The sequence below is a fragment of the Nocardioides sp. Z24_21 genome, assembly GCF_058134345.1.
On record NZ_JBYTTH010000001.1, the window covers coordinates 889246 to 905792 of the forward strand.

Genomic DNA, 16547 nt, shown 5'->3' on the forward strand with positions numbered 1-16547 from the left:
GATTCCCGGCCTCAGGCCGCGTCGCTCCCAGCGTCGGCGCGGGCGCCGCGATCCACCTCGGCGCCGTTGATCCGGCCGTCGAGGCGGGCGGGGTCGAGGTCGTCGCGGTGCAGCTTGGCGAAGGCCGAGCGGTGGAAGACGAGGGGGTGCTCGCCGTCCCCGGCGCCGACCTCGTGCACCTCGAGGAGCACGATCACGTGATCGCCGGCCACGACCTCCTCGTGCAGCGAGCAGTCGTAGGTCGCGACCGCCTCGTCGAGCAGCACGGCCCCGTCGCCGGTGACCCGGAAGGGCAGGCCGGCGAAGCGCTCCTCGCGCGGTCCGGCGAGCTGGCGGCACACCGCGTCGTGGTGGTCGGCCAGCACGCTGATGCCCAGGCGACCGGCCTCACGCAGCTGCGGCCAGGTCGAGCTCGTCGTCGCGATCGAGAACGAGACCAGCGGTGGGTCGATGCTCACCGAGGTGAACGACGACGCGGCGATGCCGGCGAGGCTGCCCTTGACCGACGCCGCGACGGCGACGACCCCGGACGGGAAGGCCCCGAAGGCGTCGCGCAGCGTGCGCTGGTCGAGGGCGGGGACGGGTGCAGGGCAGGAGCTGGTGGACGCCGTCATGCGGGGCTCGCTTCCAGGGCGTGGGCGGTCGGGGCGGGGAGCGTGGGCAGGAGCTGGTGCGCGGCCGCGAACCAGGCGTCGTAGGTCTCGGGACGGTCGTGCTCGGAGTCGAGGACGTAGAGGCCGCGGGTCGGCACCGACGCGCCGAGCTCGACGAGGAGCGGGCGGAGGGAGTGCTCGGTCGCGAGCGAGTGGGCCGGGGACGCGCCGAGCATCAGGGGGATCGCGGTCACGCCGCTCAGTCCCTGGTGGGGGAAGCGGTCGAGGAAGGCCTTCAGGAGGCCGGTGTAGGTCGCCTTGTAGGTGGGGCTGGCGACGACCACCACCAGGCTGCCTGCCACGGCCTCGACCAGGTCGGCGACCCGCCCCGCCGCGGGGTCGAAGATCTCGGACGCGTGGTCGGCCAGGTCGACCACCAGGTCGGCGCCGCCGAGCCGGTCGGCGACGGCGAGCGCCGACGCGTGGGTGCGCGAGCGCGGCGTGGGGTTGCCGACGACCACGGCGACCCGGGCGCTCACGACGCCGCCCGGTGCGCGCCGAGGGGCACCGACGCGCGGGCCGCCACCGGCGCGGGGGCGGCCCAGAGGCCGCGCCGCTCCAGCACGGGCAGCACGCCCTCGCCGAAGTGGTAGGCGCCCTCGAGGTGGGGGTAGGCGGAGAGCACGAACTCCTCGATCCCGAGTGCGGCGTACTCCTCGATCCGGTCGGCGACCTCCTCGTGGCTGCCGACGAGCGCCGTGCCCGCCCCGCCGCGGACGAGGCCGACGCCGGCCCACACGTTGGGGTGGATCTCCAGGCCGTCGCGCGAGCCGTTGTTGAGGGCCAGCATGTTCTGCTGGCCGACCGACTCCGACTTCTTGAGGCCCTCCTGGACGCGGCGGATCTCGGCGTCGTCGATGCCCTCGATGAGCCGGTCCGCCTCGGCCCACGCCTCCTCGGAGGTGTCGCGGTTGATGGTGTGCATCCGGATGCCGAAGCGCATCTCGCGGCCCTGCCTCTCGGCGAGCTCGCGGATCCACGCGATCTTCCTCGCCACCGCGGCCGGCGGCTCGCCCCACGTGAGGTAGACGTCGGCGTGGCGGGCGGCGACGAGACCCGCGGCCGGCGACGACCCGCCGAAGTAGACCTCGGGGATCGGGTCGGGCAGCTGCTGGAGCTGCGCCTGCTCGACGCGGAGGTGGCGTCCGGCGAAGGTGACCCGGTCGCCGGTCCACAGCCGCCGCACGATCTCGAGGAACTCGTCGGACCGCTCGTAGCGGGCGTCCTTGTCGAGGAAGTCTCCGTAGGCGCGCTGCTCCTGCGACTCGCCGCCCGTGACGACGTTGAGCATCAGCCGGCCGCCCGACAGTCGCTGGAAGGTGGCGGCCATCTGGGCGGCCAGGGTGGGCGAGGTCATCCCCGGCCGGAAGGCCACCAGGAACTTGAGCCGCTCCGTGAGCGGGGCGAGCATCGCGGTGGTCAGCCAGGCGTCCTCGCACCAGGCGCCGGTCGGGGTGAGCGCGGCCTCGAAGCCCAGCTGCTCGGCGCTGCGGGCGATCTGGCCGAGGTAGGCCACGCTGGCGGGCCGACCTCCGGAGCCGTGCGAGACGCCGTGGCCGCCACTGACGACCTGCCGGCCGTCACCGCCGTTGGTGGGGAGGAACCAGTGGAACAACATGTCGATCCTTTCGCGGGGTGCGCGCCGGCGCGGAACGTCCGAACCCGATGTCATTATCTCTATCGATCTTGTAGACAAAGTAGCAGCCCGCCCTCCCGCCCCGGGCCGCCGCGCCGCGCCGGGACCGCGTCCTCGCGTTTTGTCTAGTTATTCACTAGACTTTACGGAAGGACGGCGGCACCCGACCACGCCCCGGTGGCAGGTTCTGCCGGGCGGGCCGCAGGCCCTCCCCTTCCCCGTCACCCCTCCCCCCTTCACCAGACCCTCGGGCCCCGTCCCGGCACACGGCAGGAGCACACGTGCGGATCGAACAGCTGGAGTACCTCGCCGCGGTGACCGAGCACGGCTCGCTGCGGCGCGCGAGCGAGGCCATGCACATCTCCCAGCCGGCCCTGAGCGAGGCGGTGACCAAGCTGGAGAAGGAGCTGGGCACCACCCTGCTCGACCGGCGCCGCACCGGCTCGCGGATCAGCCGGCAAGGGCTCGACCTGCTGCAGAACATGACGGAGGTCCTCGAGGCGGTCGACCGGCTGCGCCAGGCCGCCGGCCAGCAGTCGGTGCGCCGGCGCGACCTCCGCATCGGCACGGTCAACACCGCCTCGTCCAGCCTGCTCGCCCCGGCGCTGCGCGACCTCCACGCGCGCCACGGGTCGGGAGGCGTGGAGGTGGTCCACGGGCGCCAGGTCGACATCCACCAGGGACTGGCCGAGGGGTCGCTCGACCTCGGCCTGGTCAACGTGCTCCCCGGCGACGAGGTGCCGCCCACGCTCGTCGCCGACCGCCTCCTCGACGGCACCCCGGTCGCCTGCCTGCCCGTGGCGCACCCGCTGACCGCCCGGAGCCGGGTCACCGTCGACGACCTGCGTGCGGAGCCGCACGTCCTGATGCGGCCGGGCTTCGTGATGCATCGCTACGCCCATCGCCTGTTCGGCGGCTCGCTGCCCGGCACGACGTACGCCACCGACGGCGCCGAGATGGGCAAGGCCATGGTGGCCGCGGGGCTCGGGATCTCCGTCCTGCCCGACTTCTCCATCGTCGCCGATCCGCTCGTGCGGGCCGGCGTGCTCACCACCCGGCCGATCGAGACCGACCAGACCACCGTGACGCTGCTGATGGTGCGCCGCCGGGCCGATCGGGTGCCCGAGCCGCTGCGCGACCTGCAGCGCGCGCTGGTGCGACAGGCCCGGGCCTACCGGGAGTCGGCGGTGGCCGCGCCCGCCGCGGACCTGACCCCGGTGACGCCGATCAGCAGCCGTGCACGAAGTCTGTCAGCGCCGTGAGCTGACCGGGGTCGGTGGACGGGATCACCCCGTGGCCGAGGTTGAAGATGTGGCCCTTGGCCCGGCGACCCGCCTCGACGACCTCGGCGGCCCGGGCGGTCATCACCTCGGTCGGCGCGAAGACCAGGGTCGGGTCGAGGTTGCCCTGCACGGCGCGGTCGCCCACGAGCGGGATCGCCTGCTCCAGGGGCGTACGCCAGTCGACACCGACCACGTCGGCGCCGGCCTCCGCCATCAGGCCGAGCAGGCTTCCCGTGCCGACACCGAAGTGGATCCGCGGCACGCCGAGCTCGCCCGCCGCGGCGAGCACCCGCCGGGAGTAGGGCATCGCCGAGTCGCGGTAGTCGGTCGGGGTGAGGGCGCCGGCCCACGAGTCGAAGAGCTGCACCGCCGACGCGCCGGCCTGCACCTGGATGCGGAGGTAGGTCGCGGCGATGCCGGCGATCTTGCTCATCAGCGCGTCCCAGACGTCGGGGGCGCCGAACATCATCGCCTTGGTCTTGGCGTGCTCCTTCGACGGACCGCCCTCGACGAGGTAGGAGGCGACGGTGAAGGGCGCTCCGGCGAACCCGATGAGCGGCGTCGCGCCGAGCTCGGCGACGAGCTGGCCGACGGCCTGCACGATGGAGGGCACGTGCTCGGGAGTCAGGTCGGGGATGGCCTCGACGTCGGCGAGGGTGCGCACCGGCGACGCCACGACGGGGCCGATGCCGGCCTTGATGTCGAGGTCGACCCCCACCGCCTTGAGCGGCAGCACGATGTCGGAGAAGAAGATGGCGGCGTCCACGCCGTAGCGGCGCACGGGCTGCAGGGTGATCTCGGTGACGAGGTCGGCGTCCATGCACGACTCGAGCATCCCGATGCCCTCGCGCACCTTGAGGTACTCCGGCAGCGACCGGCCCGCCTGTCGCATGTACCAGACCGGGGTGTGGGACGGCACCTCTCCGCGCGCGGCCGCGAGGAACGGGCTCCGGGCCAGTCCGGGATGGGGCGTGCGGGGGGCGTCGGTCACCCCTGAATTCTCGCAGGTGAGGCGGCGTGGCGGCACATCGGCGAGGGCCGGCGCTGGCCTACTCTGGCCACATGGTGGCCCGTCACGAGACCCACCCGGGCAATGCTGCCGCGGCTGGGCCCGCGGAGTTCCGCTCGGCCGTGGAGTCGATGCGTCGGGCGTCGCTGCGCCCGGAGGTCTTCTGCGAGGAGATGCCGGCGCCCCAGCGCATCGCGCCCTGGTCGTCGGCCCTCAGCGCCGACATCACCGTCGACGAGGAGGACCTCGGCACCGGCCGCCTGATCCTGCTCCACGACCCGGCCGGCAACGACGCCTGGGACGGCACCTTCCGATGCGTGGCCTACGCCCGCGCCGACATCGACCCCGAGCTCGGCGCCGACCCGATGCTGGCCGCGGTCGGCTGGTCGTGGCTGGTGGAGGCCCTGGACGCGCACGGCGCCCGAAACCACGCCGCCTCGGGCACGGTCACCTGCGTCACCAGCGAGAGCTTCGGGGGCATGGCCGAGGACGCGCGCACCGCCCAGGTCGAGATCCGCGCGTCGTGGACGCCCGAGGTCGACGACGACGGCGACCTCGACATGACGGCGCACGTCGAGGCCTGGGGCGAGCTGATGTGCACCGCGGTCGGCCTGCCGCCCGTGCCGGAGGGCGTCACCGCCATCCCCAGCCGACGCGGACAGCGTGGCACCTGACCCGATGGCCGACGAGCCCCAGACCACCCCCGCCGAGGTCACCCCCGAGGCCATCCCCGCGGCCACCTCCGCCGACGAGCCCGAGGCGCCGGCGGCACCGCCCGCCCCGCTCCTCGAGCTGCGCGACGGCCTGCCCGCGGTCGTCGACACCGATGCCGGCCTGCTGGAGGCGTGCGCGGCGCTGGCCGCGGCGACCGGGCCGGTGGCCATCGATGCCGAGCGCGCGTCCGGCTACCGCTACTCCAACCGCGCCTACCTCATCCAGCTGCGCCGCGAGGGCGCCGGCACCTGGCTCGTCGACCCGATCGGGATGACCACGCTCGCCCCGCTCCAGGAGGCCCTCGAGGGCACCGAGTGGATCCTCCACGCCGCCACCCAGGACCTCCCCTGCCTGCGCGAGGTCGGCCTCACCCCGACCAGCCTCTTCGACACCGAGCTCGCCGGCCGCCTCCTCGGCTACCCCCGCGTCGGCCTCGCCACGCTCGTCGAGACCGTGCTGGGCCAGCGGATGCGCAAGGAGCACTCCGCGGCCGACTGGTCGACGCGCCCGCTGCCCGAGCCGTGGCTGGAGTACGCCGCGCTCGACGTGGAGGTGCTCGTCGAGCTGCGCGACCACATGGCCACCGAGCTGGAGCGCGCCGGCAAGGCCGAGTGGGCGCGCCAGGAGTTCGACCACCTGCTGGGCTTCGAGCCTGCCGTGCGTGTCGAGGCGTGGCGGCGTACGTCCGGGGTGCACCGGCTGCGCGGGCGTCGCGCCCTCGGTGCGGCCCGCGCCCTCTGGGAGGCCCGCGACGCCATCGCCGCCGAGCGCGACGTGACGCCGGGGCGGATCCTGCCCGACGCGGCGATCGTGGCCGCCGCCACCGCGATGCCGTCCGACCGCCGGGCGCTGCTGGCCACCCCCGGCTTCCACGGCCGAGGCGCGAGCCGCTACGCCGCCTCCTGGGTCGACGCGCTGCAACGGGTCCGTCAGATGGACGAGAGCGAGCTGCCCACCCGCGCACCCCGCGGCGACGGACCGCCCCATCCCCGCACCTGGGCCGATCGCGACCCGGTCGCCGACCGACGCTTCAAGGCCGCGCGCGAGGCGATGCTCAACCTGGCAGAGGCGCACCACCTGCCGGTGGAGAACCTGCTCACCCCCGACTACCTCCGGCGCCTGATGTGGGCGCCCCCGGCGACCCGCGAGCCGGCCGAGCTCGCCCAGCAGGTCCGTGCCCAGCTGGCGTCCTACGGCGCCCGGCCGTGGCAGGCCGAGCTGGTCACCGGGGCGCTGGTGGGCGCCATCCTCGGAGCCGAGCAGGATCCCGAGCACCCCGGGGCGGCACCCGAGGAGTAGGAGGCCGCTCCTGCTCCCCTGGCCTACTCCTCGGTCGGGGTCTCCGTCGGCTCCGGCGACTCCGACTCCTCGTCCTCCGGGGCGAGCACCGTCTGCGAGACCAGGTCGATCTGCTCGGTCGTCGCGTCGAGGTCGAGCACACCGGGCGCGGTCACGAGCCGGTCGAGGAGGGGGGTGACCGCCTCCTCGAGCTCCTCACGCCGGTCGATGAACGGCGGCACCACCATGTAGCGGATGCTGGTGTTGTAGACCTCCGCGTTGGCCGGCTCCTCGCCGGGCGCCAGGAACTCCGGCGACGCGGCGACCGAGGTGTTGGCCGGCACGATGAAGCCCGTCGCGGCGACCGTGGCGATCGCCGCGTCGGACACGGCGTAGGCGATGAAGTCGGCCGCGTCGCCCGTCACGTCGGAGTCGGCGGACAGGCACAGGCCGCTGATGTCGCCGACGGTCGCGCGGGTGTCGATGACCGGCATCGGCAGCACGTCGAAGTCGAGGTCCTCGGCCTCACGCATCTCCGGCACGAGGTTGCGGAAGCCGGCGACCATCGCGAGCTCTCCGCGCTTGAACAGCTTGACGGGCGTCGCGCGCGCCAGCTGGGCGTTGGTCGGCGTGATCGTGGGGTCACGCAGGATGGCTAGCGTCTGGCTCAGCGCCTCGCGGGTGGAGTCGTCGGCGAAGGCGAGCGAGGTGGGCTCGCTGTCGTCGTTGAAGACCTTCCCGTCGCCGGAGTAGATGAACGGCGCGAGACCCTGCAGGGTCGGGTCGATCCACACGCCGCGCCGGTCACCGCGCCGGCTGGCGAACTGCGCGGCCGCGCCGAACTCGGCGAGCGTCCAGCGCTCGCGCACCCCCTCGTCGTTGGTGCTGGGGACGTCGAGGCCGCGGCGCTCCATCTTGTCGAAGTCGACGAGGCGGGTGTTGTAGTAGATGACCATCGGGGAGACCGAGTAGGCCATGCACTGCAGCTCGTCGTCCATCGCGAAGGCGTCGACGGCGTCGCGCGAGAACCGGTCGCCGAAGTCGACGCCGCGCTCGTCGAGCAGCAGGCTCACGGGCTGGAGCGCACCTGCCTCGACGAGCTGGTCGAGGTCGATGCGCGAGGTGAGGAACACGTCGGGCGCGTCACCGGCCAGCACGTCGGCCACGGCGGCCTCGTGGTCGGGCCACGACTCGAGGACGACCCGGCGGTCGGTGGAGGAGGCGTTGAAGGAGTCGACGACGCTCTGGAACGCCGCCACCTCCTCCTCGCTGCCGTAGGCGCCGAAGGTGACCTCGCGGGGCTTCGCGGCCGTCTTGGTCGGATTGCCGGACTGCCCCGCCGAGGGGGTCGGGCGCGGCTCGGGCTCGTCCTCCCCGGTGCAGGCGGCCGTCGTCAGCGCGACCGCGAGGGCCGTGGCGAGCAGGGCACAGCGACGCAGGGAAGGGGTCCGGGACACGGCGAAACCCTATCGGGACAGTTCACGGCGGGCCGCCAGCACGGCAGTGAAGATCGTCTCGTCGAGCGCGGCGCCCTCGCGTCGTACGCCGCCCCGCTCGAGGTGGATCAGCCGGTCGAGGCGCACCTCGCTGGGCCGGCCCCGGGAGTCCCACCCACCGGTGCCGACGTCCATCCAGTGGCGCCCCCACCTGGCCTCGTCGGCGGCGTCACGGTCGTGGTCCTGGCTGCTCAGCATCAGCCCCACCCAGCCGTCGTGCTCCTCCCCGGCGGTGTCGATGACGAGCACGGGCCGGTCCTTGCCGCGGCTCGGGTCGTCCTCGTAGGGCACCCATGCCCACACCACCTCACCCGGGTCTGGCTCGCCGTCACGCTCGGGCGCGTAGGTGCCCTCGCCCGGCGAAGTGGGCGCCGACGGCACAGGGGGCGCCGTGGACGAGGGGGACCCGACGCGGGACAGCAGGCCGGCGACACGGCTGCGGAGGCTCATGACCCGAGCCTAGGCCTGCGGAGCAGATGAGTGCGCCGGACCGGGAGCGCCTCACGGCGCGTGGCCGCTCGTAGCGGCTTATTTTGGGACCCGGGGCTGCCACGGCCCGACGCACTCAGGGACATTTTAACGCCTCAGGCGAGGCTGCCGCGGATTTCCACCTGACCAGCGGCCTCCAGCTGCTCCGACAGCGCGAGCATGCGGGTGATCTCCTCGTGCGAGGCGCTGCCGAGGGCGGCGCGGCCGGCGGCGACGATGCGCGCGAAGGCGGCCGCGCGGAACAGGGTGACCGCGAAGTCGCCGCGGGTGATCCCGCGCAGGACCTCGTCCACCATCCGGCGCAGCTCGTCGGGGCCGGGAGGGTCGGCCACGCCGGCGACCACCCGCGCCACGTCGACGCGGCGCTGGCCCGCCTCGTAGTCGTCGGCCACCCGGTCGGGGTCGGCGTGCACCCACGAGCGCAGCAGGAACAGCCGCCACAGGCTCCCCGCAAGCGTGTCGGCGGGCGCCCCCGACCACACCTCGGCGAGCGTCTCGAGGCCCTCGGTGTCGGCGAGGTGGACCACCCGCTCGGCAAGCGCGGGATCGGCGGACCGGCGCGCGCCGCGCACCAGCACGGTCGCGGCGAGGTCGCCCGCCTCGCGCAGCTGCGCGGGGTCGGCGCCCCCGGCGATGTCGGCGAAGAAGGCGTCGCCGGGGGTCATCGGGCGGTGGTGCTGGCGACCGGTCACCGGGCCAGCCTAGAACGGCCCGGAACGGCTCAGCCAGCCGTTCCCATCACCTTGCGGATGCGCTGGTCGCTGACCTTGGTGGCCGTGCCGAGCTGCTGGGCGAACAGGGACACGCGGTACTCCTCGAGCAGCCAGCGGGCCTCCCGGAGGCGCTGGGGCATCGGCTGACCCTCGGGCAGCGCCGCGACGGCGTGCAGCCACGCCTCCTGCAGCCCGGACACCTGGTCCATCAGCTGGCGGTCGCGGGCGACCTGGCCGTCGAGGCGCTCGCGCCGGTGGGTCACGGCGGCGAGGTAGCGCGGGTAGTCGCGCAGCCGGCGCACCCCCGCCTCCCCGATGAAGCCGGGGGCCATCAGCCGCTCGACCTGCGCGCGCATGTCGGTGAGGGCCGGCAGGGTGATCAGGTCGGCGCGCCCGGAGATCGCCCGGTCGGTGGTGCGCCAGGCCTCCAGCACCCGCATCACCTCGTGCACCGCCGGGCCGAGGCCGGAGGCGACGGCGTCGCGGGCGTCCGCCACCACGGCGTCGTACGCCGCCTCGTCGCGCACCGTCGGGTGCCGGTCGACGACCTCGCCGACGATGCCGGCGCGCAGGTCGTCGACGAGGTCGGCCACCGACGGGTAGGGCGAGCCGACCAGCGCGAGCTTGGCGCGCTGGTCGAGCCCGGCGGCGGCGAGCACGTCGTCGACGGGGTCGGCAGGCCCGAGCGCGAGGAGCACCAGGCGTCGTACGCCCAACCGGTGGTGCGCGGCGGCCTCCTCGGCCGTCGCGAGCACCCGGAGGCCCACCGTCGGGCCCTCGTCGACGAGCGCGGGGAAGCCGCGCACCTCGTGGCCGGCGCGACGCTGCACGAAGGACTCCTCGACCGTGCCGAACGTCCACGTCGTGCGGCCGGTGGCGCTCACGCCGGAGTCGGACGCCACGTCGGCCATCGCCTGCTCGAACGTCGGTCGCAGCGGCTCCTTGAGCGCGTCGAGGTCCTTGCCGCGGGCCGCCTCGGCCCCCTCGTCGGTCACCACCCGGTAGGTCGGGCGGAGGTGGGCCGGCACCTTCGACCAGTCCCACGCCTCGCGGGGGATGACCAGGCTGCGGGTGCTGCGGGCGAACCGCTCGAGCGCGTCGAGGAGCGGCTCGGCGCCCGGCGGCGTCGCGGCGAGGAACTCGCGCGCGGTGTTGGGCGCGGGCACCATCGCGACGCGGAGGCTCTTGGGCAGCGAGCGGATCAGCTCGGTGACCAGCTCCTCGCGCAGCCCCGGCACCAGCCACGAGAAGTCGTCGGCATCGATGCGGTTGAGGGTGGCGACGGGGACGTCGATGGTGAGCCCGTCGTCGGCGGCGCCGGGCTCGAAGTGGTAGCTGATCGGGAAGGTCAGCCCCGCCTCGTCGCTGTCGTGCCACTGCGTCGGGAAGTCGTGCGCGCGCACCTCGCCGGCGGTGTCGTGCGTGAGCATCTCGGGGTCGAACGTGAGCAGGTCGGGCTGCTTCTGCCGCGCCCGCTTCCACCACTGGTCGAAGTGCTGGCCGCTGACGACGTCGGCGCCGACGCGCGCGTCGTAGAACTCGAACAGCGTCTCCTCGTCGACGACGATGTCGCGGCGGCGCGCCCGGTGCTCGAGCTCCTCCGCCTCCTCGAGCAGGCGGGAGTTCTCGGCGAGGAAGCGGTGGCGGGAGTCCCACTCGCGCTGGACGAGGGCGTGGCGGATGAAGAGCTCGCGCGCGAGCGGCGGGTCGACCTTGCCGTAGGACACGAGGCGGTCGGCCACCAGCGGGACGCCGTACAACGTGACCCGCTCGCGCGCCATCACGGCGGCGCGCTTGCGCGACCAGTGCGGCTCGGAGTAGGTGCGCTTGACCAGGTGGGCGCCGATCCGCTCGGCCCACTCGGCCTTGATGGCGGCGTTCTGGCGCGCCCACAGGCGCGAGGTCTCCACCAGCTCGGCGCTCATCAGGAAGTCGGGGTTGCGCCCCTTCAGCACGCTGCCGGGGAAGATCGCGAAGCGGGCGTTGCGCGCGCCGACGTACTCCCGCATCGGGCGCCGCTCCCCCGGCCGCGACTTCTCCCGCTCCTCGAGCGCGCCGACGTGGCTCAGCAGGCCGGAGAGCAGCGCCTGGTGGATGCCGTCCTCGTCGTAGGCCGCTCCGCCCTCGCTGCTGCCGGTGCGGCCGAGGTCGAGCTTCATCTCCTTGCACACCTGGCGCAGCTGCGACTCGTAGTCCTGCCACTCGCGGATGCGCAGGTAGTTGAGGTGCTCGCGCTTGCACATCCGGCGGAACGCGCTGGAGGACAGCTCGCGCTGCTGCTGCTTGAGGTGGCGCCAGAGGTTGAGCCAGGTGAGGAAGTCGCTGGACTCGTGCGTGAAGCGGGCGTGCAGCTGGTCGGCGTGCGCCCGCTGCTCCTCGGGCCGCTCGCGCGGGTCCTGGATGGACAGCGCCGCGGCGATCACCAGCACGTCGCGCAGGCAGCCGAGGCGCTCGGCCTCGAGGATCATCCGGCCCAGCCGCGGGTCGATCGGGAGCCGGGCCAGCCGCCGGCCGACCTGCGTCAGGCGTACCCCCGGCCGGGACGTCATGGACCTCTGCGGTCCGGACCGCGGACTCTCCTGACGTCCGGGGTCGGCGGCGGTCGAGATCGCGCCGAGCTCCTCGAGCAGGTCGGTGCCGGCCTTGATGTTGCGGCGGTCGGGCGGCTCGACGAAGGGGAACCTCGCGATGTCGCCGAGGCGCAGCGAGGCCATCTGGAGGATCACGCTCGCGAGGTTGGTCCGCAGGATCTCCGGGTCGGTGAACTCGGGGCGGGCCTCGAAGTCCTCCTCGGAGTAGAGCCGGATCGCGATGCCCTCGGACACGCGCCCGCAGCGGCCGGAGCGCTGGTTGGCCGAGGCCCGGCTGATCGGCTCGATGGGCAGGCGCTGCACCTTGGTGCGCACCGAGTAGCGGCTGATCCGCGCGACGCCGGTGTCGACGACGTAGCGGATGCCCGGCACCGTCAGCGACGTCTCGGCGACGTTGGTGGCCAGGACGACGCGCCGCACGGTGGAGGGGTGGCTGGAGAAGACCCTGTGCTGGTCGGCCGCGCTGAGCCGGGAGTAGAGCGGGACGATCTCGAGCCGGTCGCTGCCGAGGGCGGAGAAGGCGTCGGCGGTGTCGCGGATCTCGCGCTCGCCGGGCAGGAACACCAGCACGTCGCCCGGTCCCTCGGCCGAGAGCTCGCGGACGGCGTCGAGGATCGCCTCGGTCTGGTCACGCTGGACCGGCTCGCCGTCGTCGTCGTTCTCCGGCAGCTCCAGCAGCGGTCGGTAGCGGACCTCGACGGGGTACGTACGCCCCGACACCTCGACCACGGGGGCGCGGAAGTGCTCGGCGAAGCGGTCGACGTCGATCGTCGCGCTGGTGATGATCACCTTGAGGTCGGGCCGGCGCGGCAGCAGGCGCTTGAGGTAGCCGAGCAGGAAGTCGATGTTGAGGCTGCGCTCGTGGGCCTCGTCGATGATGATCGTGTCGTACTTGCGCAGGTCGCGGTCGCGCTGCAGCTCGGCGAGCAGGATGCCGTCGGTCATCAGCTTGACCCGGCTGGCGCGGCTGGTGCGGTCGGTGAAGCGGACCTGGTAGCCCACGACGTCGCCGAGCTCGGTGCCGAGCTCCTCGGCGATCCGCTCGGCGACGGAGCGGGCCGCGATGCGCCGCGGCTGGGTGTGGCCGATCAGCCTGCCGTCCTCCGCCGCCCCGAGCCCCCGGCCGAGCTCGAGGCAGATCTTGGGCAGCTGGGTGGTCTTGCCCGAGCCGGTCTCGCCCGCGACGATCACCACCTGGTGGTCGCGGATGGCGGCGGCGATGTCGTCGCGGCGCGCGGAGACCGGGAGCTCGGCCGGGTAGGTGATCTTCACAACGGGCGCCATTCTCGCCCACGGTGGCAACCCGTGCGGAGGCGGTGGCGCCCGTTGCGGAGCGGGTCAGGACTCCGAGTCGTCCTTGCTGTCCGGAGCGTCGCCCTCGGGCGGGGACGGCATCTCGCCGTCGGGCGCTCCGGGGCCGCCGAAGCTCGGCCCGCCGCGCTCGTCGTCGCGCTCGTCGTCGCGCTCGCCGAAGTCGCGGTCACCAAAGTCGCGGTCACCGAAGTAGCGGTCACCGTGCTCGTGATCGCCGAAGTCGCGCTCGTGACCGAAGTGGCGCTCGTCGTCCTCGCGCTCGCCCTGGTAGCCGGGGCCGCCCTGGTAGCCGGGCTCGCCCTGGTCGCCGGGCTCGCCCTGGTCGCCGGGGCCGCCCTGGTAGCCGGGGCCGCCCTGGTCGTGGCGCTCGATCCAGCCCGAGTCGCCGGGGCCGAGGTCGTCGTCGGCCGAGGCGCTCACGGCGACCCCGCCGAGGCCACCGACGATGAGGCCGGCGATCGCGGTCCCGGCGAGCGCACCCGTGCCGAAGCGGCGGCCGCGGCCGCCGTTGGAGGGGCGCATCCCGCGCAGGCGCTCACGCATCCCGCGCTTGCCCTCCGAGCCGGGGACGGGGCTGGGGCCGGGGTCGGCGGGTGCGGTGGTCGTGGGGTCGTGCTGTGCGTTGGTCATGGGCTCGTTCTGGGAGTTGGTCATGGCATCAGGAGTGGGGTCGGTGGGGGAGTCGGTCGTGGGACCGGTCGCGGGACCGGTCGCGGGACCGGCCGTGGGTGCCCCCGGGTCGGGGTGCGGTGTGGGGTCGGGGGCGGCGCCAGCAGGACGCATGGGCTGCGTCTCGTCGGGCTGCCGGCCCAGGTTCTCGTTCGTCATGTGACCAGCGTGCGGCGCACACCTGTGGCGCACCTGTGCCCAGCCCCTGCGGCCGCTCAGAGATCTCGGACCCGGTCGGCCCGTCGACGTCGAGGGCGCCGCGGCGGCTCCGTCCCCGGGGTGGACGCGGCGACAATGGGCCGCACCTGACCAGGAGACCGATCCTGCCGAAGTACCTGCACCTCCAGCACCATCGCGGCGCCCCGGTGGCCGTGACCGACGTCCCGATCGACCAGTGGGCCCCCGAGGAGGTCGACGCCCACATGGCGTTCGTGGACGACTTCGGCAGGCGCCTGGAGGCCGACGGCGAGCTCGTCGACCGCGGCTCAACTCGGCGCGCTGACAGGAAGGACACAGCGGTCCCACAGGAAACGGAGGCACGATGGTCTCGTGCAACAGCTCACCCGACCCGATGGCTCGCCCGTGCGCGTCCTCGTCGTCGACGACGAGGTCAACATCGCCGAGCTCCTCGCGATGGCCCTGCGCTACGAGGGCTGGGACCTGCGGATGGCGCACACCGGCAGCGAGGCGGTGGCCACCGCGCGCGAGTTCCACCCCGACGCCGTGGTGCTCGACATCATGCTCCCCGACTTCGACGGCCTCGAGGTGCTCCGCCGCCTGCGCGCGGACGGCAACGACGTGCCGGTGCTCTTCCTCACCGCCAAGGACGCCGTCGAGGACCGGGTCGCCGGCCTGACCGCCGGCGGCGACGACTACGTCACCAAGCCCTTCTCGCTCGAGGAGGTCGTGGCCCGGCTGCGCGGACTGATCCGCCGCGGCGGCACCGCGGCGCAGGCCGACGCGGGCAACGTGCTGGTGGTCGGCGACCTCACCCTCGACGAGGACAGCCACGAGGTGCACCGCGGCGGCGACGAGATCCACCTGACCGCGACCGAGTTCGAGCTGCTGCGCTTCCTCATGCGCAACCCGCGACGGGTGCTGAGCAAGGCGCAGATCCTCGACCGGGTGTGGCACTACGACTTCGGCGGCCAGGCCAACGTCGTCGAGCTCTACATCTCCTACCTGCGCAAGAAGATCGACGCCGGCCGACCCCCGATGATCCACACGATGCGCGGAGCCGGCTACGTCCTGAAGCCGGCGTCGTGAGGCGCCCGCTCCACCGGCCCGTCACGCTCACCGCGCGGCTGGTCGCGGTGGTGGTGCTGCTCGTCGCGCTGACCGCGGCCGTCATCGGCACCGTGACCACGCTGGCGATGCAGCGCAACCTCGACAGCCAGCTCGACGGCGACGTCCGGGTGGCCCTCGAGCGGACCATCCGCGGCTCGGACGGTCCCGGCCGCGGGCCGGGTCGCGGCGAGGAGGGCTTCGGCCCGGGCCAGCAGTTCGGCTCCATCCAGGCCGTCGTCCCTGACGACGGCACCGCGTCGGGTCTGGTGCTGTCCGAGCAGGACGAGGACAGCTGGGGCGCCGCGACCGCGCTCAGCGACGACCAGCTCGACGTGCTCGCCGACGTCCGTGCCGACGGCGACGGCCCCGAGCTCCGCACCGTCTACGTCCCGGACCTCGGCCGCTACCGCGTCGGCGTCAGGGAGGTCCCGGGCGGCCGGGTGGTCGCCGGGCTCCCCCTCGCCGACGTCGACGACACCGTCGGCGACCTCGTCCGCCTCGAGCTGCTCGCCACCCTCCTCGGCGTGGTGGCCGCCGCGGCGGTGGGGACGGTCGTCGTACGCCGCCAGCTCGCGTCGTTGCGCGAGGTCTCGGCCACCGCCCGCCGGGTCGCCGAGCTGCCGCTGGCGTCCGGGGAGATCGAGATGGCCGAGCGGGTGCCGGCGCGGCTCACCGACGAGCGCACCGAGGTCGGACAGGTCGGCTCGGCGCTCAACGCGATGCTCGACCACGTCGAGGACTCGCTCGACCGGCGCTACCGCAGCGAGCAGCAGGTGCGGCAGTTCGTGGCCGACGCCTCGCACGAGCTGCGCACGCCGCTCGCGACCATCGCCGGCTACACCGAGCTCGCCCGGCGGCGCCCGGAGACGATGCCCGCGGCGCTGACCAAGGTCGAGAACGAGTCGGCGCGGATGACCGCCCTCGTCGAGGACCTGCTCCTGCTCGCCCGGCTCGACGCGGGGCGTCCGCTCCAGCGCGAGCCGGTGGACCTCTCGCGGCTGCTGCTCGAGGCCGTCGACGACGCGCGCGTGGTCGACCCCGAGCACCACTGGCGGCTGTCGCTGCCGGACGCGCCCCTCGTCGTGGAGGGCGACGCCGCCCGCCTGCACCAGGTCATCACCAACCTGCTGACCAACGCCAGCCGCTACACCCCGCCCGGCACGACCGTGACCGTCACCGGGAGCGCGAGCGGCTTCTCCGTCCACGACGACGGCCCGGGCTTCGCGCCGGACCTCGCGCCCCACGCGTTCGAGCGCTTCACCCGCGGGGACGCGGCCCGCAGCCGCGGCGGGGCCGGGCTCGGGCTCTCGCTGGTCGAGGCGATCGTCCGCGCCCACGGCGGCACGGTGGCGCTCGCCAGCCGCCCGGGCGACACCACGATCACCGTGGCGCTCCCGACCGTGCCGGCGTAGACG

At 73.9% G+C, this 16547-nt stretch carries 14 protein-coding genes; 5 read left to right on the plus strand and 9 right to left on the minus strand.

Features of this window, described 5'->3' with window-relative positions:
• Window positions 1–11: 11 nt before the first annotated feature.
• Genes AC3X7Z_RS04335 through AC3X7Z_RS04345 form a run of 3 tightly spaced genes read right to left on the minus strand, consistent with a single transcriptional unit; the run spans window position 12 to window position 2271 of the window.
• Window positions 12–614, minus strand: a complete 603-nt coding sequence (locus tag AC3X7Z_RS04335) for a flavin reductase family protein (RefSeq protein WP_186339083.1) — start codon at window positions 612–614, stop codon at window positions 12–14.
• Entirely contained in the window at window positions 611–1132 is a 522-nt protein-coding gene (locus AC3X7Z_RS04340; RefSeq protein WP_186339084.1) for an NADPH-dependent FMN reductase, read from the minus strand. The genes AC3X7Z_RS04335 and AC3X7Z_RS04340 overlap by 4 nt, the downstream gene beginning before the upstream one ends.
• The gene (locus AC3X7Z_RS04345) at window positions 1129–2271 is read right to left on the minus strand and encodes an LLM class flavin-dependent oxidoreductase (protein ID WP_186339085.1); all 1143 of its coding nucleotides are present in this window, start codon (window positions 2269–2271) and stop codon (window positions 1129–1131) included. Before AC3X7Z_RS04345 ends, AC3X7Z_RS04340 begins: the two co-directional genes overlap by 4 nt.
• Window positions 2272–2570: 299 nt before the next feature.
• On the opposite strand from AC3X7Z_RS04345, the gene AC3X7Z_RS04350 reads away from it, so the two are divergent.
• Window positions 2571–3551, plus strand: a complete 981-nt coding sequence (locus AC3X7Z_RS04350) for a LysR family transcriptional regulator (RefSeq protein ID WP_186339086.1) — start codon at window positions 2571–2573, stop codon at window positions 3549–3551.
• Here AC3X7Z_RS04350 and hemE read toward each other — a convergent pair.
• A complete protein-coding gene (hemE, locus tag AC3X7Z_RS04355) occupies window positions 3517–4563 on the minus strand; it encodes a uroporphyrinogen decarboxylase (RefSeq protein WP_241005206.1) in 1047 nt (348 codons plus the stop codon). The genes AC3X7Z_RS04350 and hemE overlap by 35 nt on opposite strands.
• Before the next feature lie 71 nt (window positions 4564–4634).
• Here hemE and AC3X7Z_RS04360 point away from each other — a divergent pair, with 71 nt between their 5' ends.
• Both AC3X7Z_RS04360 and AC3X7Z_RS04365 read left to right on the plus strand, forming a co-directional pair.
• Window positions 4635–5255, plus strand: coding sequence for a DUF3000 domain-containing protein (locus AC3X7Z_RS04360; RefSeq protein ID WP_489975120.1), 621 nt, complete (start codon window positions 4635–4637; stop codon window positions 5253–5255).
• Between the two features lie 4 nt (window positions 5256–5259).
• On the plus strand, window positions 5260–6594 hold the full coding sequence (locus tag AC3X7Z_RS04365; protein WP_489975382.1) for an HRDC domain-containing protein: 1335 nt from the start codon (window positions 5260–5262) through the stop codon (window positions 6592–6594).
• 23 nt (window positions 6595–6617) lie between these two features.
• Here AC3X7Z_RS04365 and AC3X7Z_RS04370 read toward each other — a convergent pair whose 3' ends face one another.
• The 5 genes from AC3X7Z_RS04370 to AC3X7Z_RS04390 form a co-directional block, all read right to left on the minus strand.
• Complete coding sequence (locus tag AC3X7Z_RS04370) at window positions 6618–8030, minus strand: ABC transporter substrate-binding protein (protein ID WP_186339088.1); 1413 nt, start codon at window positions 8028–8030, stop codon at window positions 6618–6620.
• Between the two features lie 9 nt (window positions 8031–8039).
• Window positions 8040–8519: a type II toxin-antitoxin system PemK/MazF family toxin gene (locus AC3X7Z_RS04375; protein WP_489975121.1), complete on the minus strand. Its 480-nt coding sequence runs from the start codon at window positions 8517–8519 to the stop codon at window positions 8040–8042.
• 134 nt (window positions 8520–8653) lie between these two features.
• On the minus strand, window positions 8654–9250 hold the full coding sequence (locus AC3X7Z_RS04380) for a hypothetical protein (RefSeq protein WP_241005208.1): 597 nt from the start codon (window positions 9248–9250) through the stop codon (window positions 8654–8656).
• A 29-nt stretch (window positions 9251–9279) separates the two neighbouring features.
• A complete protein-coding gene (gene hrpA, locus AC3X7Z_RS04385) occupies window positions 9280–13146 on the minus strand; it encodes an ATP-dependent RNA helicase HrpA (protein ID WP_489975122.1) in 3867 nt (1288 codons plus the stop codon).
• 54 nt (window positions 13147–13200) lie between these two features.
• Window positions 13201–14004, minus strand: a complete 804-nt coding sequence (locus AC3X7Z_RS04390) for a hypothetical protein (RefSeq protein WP_489975123.1) — start codon at window positions 14002–14004, stop codon at window positions 13201–13203.
• Between the two features lie 390 nt (window positions 14005–14394).
• Between AC3X7Z_RS04390 and AC3X7Z_RS04395 the strand changes: the two genes are divergently transcribed.
• Together AC3X7Z_RS04395 and AC3X7Z_RS04400 are read left to right on the plus strand one after the other, a co-directional pair.
• Window positions 14395–15111 (plus strand): response regulator transcription factor, encoded by a 717-nt coding sequence (locus tag AC3X7Z_RS04395; protein ID WP_277395300.1) that lies wholly within the window; start codon window positions 14395–14397, stop codon window positions 15109–15111.
• The gene (locus AC3X7Z_RS04400) at window positions 15108–16544 is read left to right on the plus strand and encodes a sensor histidine kinase (RefSeq protein WP_241005209.1); all 1437 of its coding nucleotides are present in this window, start codon (window positions 15108–15110) and stop codon (window positions 16542–16544) included. Before AC3X7Z_RS04395 ends, AC3X7Z_RS04400 begins: the two co-directional genes overlap by 4 nt.
• Window positions 16545–16547 lie beyond the last annotated feature (3 nt).